A 3,734-nucleotide genomic window follows, 5' to 3' on the forward strand; every position below is an offset into this window, starting at 1 on the left:
GGCCGAAGACCATCGAGGCGAAGCGCAACCGGAGTTTCCTGAAGAGCATCTCGGTCATGGAAACCGAGGCCGGGCGGGAAGTTGAGCGGAAGAAGGCCAGGGCGACCCGAGACGCCGAGCTGGCCGCCCGTCGCGAAGAATTGGACCAGGCGCTTCGCCTCACCGGGGCGAAGGGATACCTGTTACGGCCCGAAGCCAACGCTTTCTGGGCCGACTATGAGGATGTCCTCTCCTCCGACGCCGGCCTTCGCGGACGATTGGAGCGGGCGGACATCCGCGAGGTGGAGACGCGACCGACCCCGACGCCCACCATCGATACCAACCATGAGACCGTCCTGCGGTCCTACCTCCAGGCGGTCCAGGCGCCGACCTTGTACGTCCTCCTCCGCGAGGTCGACAAGAACCTCACCGAGCGCAGCCCTCTGGAACAGCTCCAACAGGCGGTGAAGCTGCTGGGGGAAAAAGCAGACCGCACCATCGACAAGAGCCGGCCGGAGGTCACGGCCTGGGATCGCCTGGCCACCGTGGGCCGGGCACTCTTCGGCACCGACGACGGCCGGGCTCGCTACGACCAGTTCGTCGAGTTGCAGGCGCTGGAGCTACTCCTGAAGCGTCTCGAAAAATTCCTCGGCGCGGCGCAGGCGATCACCGCCGAGCAGGTGGAGCTCTTCCTCAAGGACGCGCGTACGGCGGGCGTCCGTGACCTCGACATGGCTCGTGACCGGCTGGTCGGGCATTTCCGGACCAAGCTCTGGGTCGTCGACCTGCCGGACCGCGAGGCCGTAAGCCGTGTCGCGGTGCAGATCCAGTGCCCGTACTGCGCGGCGCTCAACCCGCCCGGCAGCCGCATCTGTTCGACCTGCGAGTTCAAGCTCGACGAGCCGTGCCCGTCGTGCGGCCAGATCGACCCGCAATACGGCGGCTGCCGATGCGGCTTCCCGCTGGGCCACCGGCCGCGGGTGCAGGAGTTCCTGGCCGACGCCCGGCGCGCCCTCGACGAGCACGACTTCCACCGGGCCGATCTGGTCCTGGGTCACGCCGAGGAGATCTGGCGGCTGCCAGTCGAGCGGGCCGACGCGATCGCGACGGAGATGCAGCGGATCCGCGGCGGCATCGATCTGCTCCGGCAGGATCTGAAATCGATCGCCCGCCGGATCGACGACCTGATGCGCACCCGACGATTCGTGGCCGCCGAGCAGCAGCTGCGCCAGGCGCCGCTCGGGCTGCCGCGCCGGGAACTGCTGCTCGCCGAGGCGGAGAAGGCGGTCCGAGAGGCGCGGCGTCGTTGCCGCGAAGCGCGGCAGCCCGGCGTCGGCCGGGAGCGGCGGATCGAGCTCTACTCCGAGGCGCTGCGGATCTGCGACGACCTGGAGGCGGCACGGTCCGAGCTGGCCGACATCCCGCCCGCGCCGCCCACCGGCGTGCGTGCGGTGGTCGACGATCCGGCCGCCGGTGTGCTGATCACCTGGGATCCGTCGCCGGACGGTGATGTCACCTACCTGGTGATGCGAGGCACCGGCACGAGCGCCCCGCACTCGGCCGAACGGCTGCCCACCCAGCATCGGCTCGGCCCGGCCACGAAGACGAGCCTGCGCGATCGCGACGCGGCCGCCATGCCGGGCATGGTCCTGCGCTACGCCGTGCTGGCCGACCGGTACGGCACCTACAGCCCAGTCGTCGCGGCGGCGCCCGTCGTGGTCACCGCCGAGGCCACTGTGACGCCGGACAACTCCGACGCCGGTGTGATCCGGCTCGACTGGCAGTTGCCCGAGCGGGCCGTGGACGTGCGGATCACCCGGATTCGGATCGGTGGCGGCGGAGATCCGGTGCCGTTGCGGCCGACCGAGCCGGGCCGCCTGTTCGACACCGATGTGGACGAGGGCAGTCGGTACCGCTACACCGTGCGGGTCGGCTACGAGGATCCGGGCGGAGGTCTGTGCTACTCCCGCGGGGTGGTCGCCGAGATCTCCGCCACGCGGCCACCGGCGGCGCCCGACAGGTTGAGTGCGGTTGGCGTACCCTCCGAATTCTCCTTCAGCCCGCACCGGGTCCAATTGCGGTGGCCCGCACCCGGGGCCGGCCGCATCGAGGTGGTGCGACAGGCGGGGGCCGGCACCCTGCGCGAGGGCGATCGCTGCAACCCGGCGGACATCAAGCGGGCCGGCTATGTCCTGACCGGCCCGTCACCGCTCATCGACCGCTGGATCGAACGCGCCATGGAGGTCTGCACCTACGCTCCGGTACTGGTGGTGGACGGGATGGCCTATGTCGGCAAGCCGCGCCACTACGCCAACGCGGCGGAGGTGACCGAGCCGACGGTCGAGTTCAGTGGCCGGCTGATGCGGGTCGGCTGGACCTGGCCGGCGGACAGCGCGGGGGTGGCGATCGGCTACGACTCCGCGGCGATGCCCGACGATCCGACCGTGGCCGCGCATCAACTCGTGGTCTATCGCAACGGGCCGGATCCGTCCGGTGAGTGCAACCTGCCGATCGGCTCGAAACTCCGCACCCACGTGCGGATCGGCACGGTGATCCGTCGCGGCAACGCCGAGTTCATCACCGCCGGCGTGGGTCGTCTGGTGGAACGGCCACAGTTGACCGTCCAATACTCCGTGCGGGACGTCCGGCGGCAGAGTGAGCTGGTGCTCGAGGTGGCCGAGTCGGCGCGGGTGCCCGCCCTCGTGCTCCGCGGACGGGTGGGTGGCCCGCCGCGCAGCCGCGACGACGGCGAGGTCGTGCGGCGGCTCGAGCCGATGCGGATCGCCGGGCGGCACGTCGAGCGGTTGGGCCGTCAGTCCGGCGACTTGCAGTACCGACTGTTCACGGCGTCGGCGGACGACGGCGGCGCGGTCTCCTTGGAGCATCGCTGACCGGCGGCGTCACTCCCGGAAGAGGTAGACGTCGATCTTCAGGACCTGCGGTGGCTCGTGCAGGGACAGGAACGGGCGGCACACCGTGCCGCGGAACACCCAGCCCTTGGCGCCCAAGCCGCGCAGCACGTCGTTGGCCCGCTTGGCGACCGCGATGCCGCGTCCCTCGTCACCCTGGGCGCCGCCGAAGGTCAGCACCAGACCGGCGTGCCGTCCTTGGAGCCGCACGCTCGTCTGGACAGCGGCGGCCAGGTCGGCTTCCGCCTTCGCGTCGCCGGCGAGCAGGCCCACCCAGTTGACCCGGACGACGATCTCCACCGGTTTCAGTTCCAGGATCGGCTCGCGGGAGGGCGTCGGCGACGGGGTCGGCGGTGTGGTCGTGGGTGGCGGCGTCGGCGGGTCCTCCCGTGGCGGCTGGCCGACGGTGGTGGCCACCAAGAACGCCATCGCCAGCGCGAACATGAGGTCGGCGAAGAGCCAGCCGATGCTGCCGAAGACGGCGTTGCCGGGGTCCTGCTCGGTCTGGCGACGACGCCGGTACGCCCGCACGAAGAACACGTCAGATCACCGGCCGCCAAAGATGCGGTTGACGAGACCGGTACGTGGCGCCGGCGGACGGGGCGCGCGAGCGATGGCTCGCAGCCGGTCCGCCGCCTCTTGCAGAGCCACCGTGGTGGAGGCGATCGAGCCGCTCGTCTTGGACAGGCCACCCTCGACCGCGGCGAGCCACCGGCTGGAGTCCACGACGTTCTTGGCCAGCTGTTCGAGGTCTGCCTTCATGTTGCCGCTCATCAGGGTGGTGACCTCGCGCATTGCGGTCGCCGCGGTGGTCATGCTCTGCGAGTTCTCGGTCACCCGGCTCAC

General features: G+C 70.7%; 3 protein-coding genes. 1 reads left to right on the plus strand and 2 read right to left on the minus strand.

Features of this window, described 5'->3' with window-relative positions; all coding sequences use genetic code 11:
* A partial coding sequence (locus tag AB0M20_RS31875) for a zinc ribbon domain-containing protein (protein ID WP_364304036.1) occupies positions 1-2,870 on the plus strand: 2,870 nt, incomplete at its 5' end.
* Positions 2,871-2,879: 9 nt separating this feature from the next.
* Here AB0M20_RS31875 and AB0M20_RS31880 read toward each other — a convergent pair.
* Both AB0M20_RS31880 and AB0M20_RS31885 read right to left on the minus strand, forming a co-directional pair.
* Positions 2,880-3,428, minus strand: a complete 549-nt coding sequence (locus AB0M20_RS31880; protein ID WP_364304037.1) for a hypothetical protein — start codon at positions 3,426-3,428, stop codon at positions 2,880-2,882.
* A 6-nt stretch (positions 3,429-3,434) separates the two neighbouring features.
* On the minus strand, positions 3,435-3,734 hold a 300-nt coding region (locus tag AB0M20_RS31885), incomplete at its 5' end, for a hypothetical protein (RefSeq protein WP_364304038.1).

It is taken from the genome of Actinoplanes sp. NPDC051633 (assembly GCF_040681735.1).
In the GTDB taxonomy this organism is placed as follows: Bacteria; Actinomycetota; Actinomycetes; order Mycobacteriales; family Micromonosporaceae; genus Actinoplanes.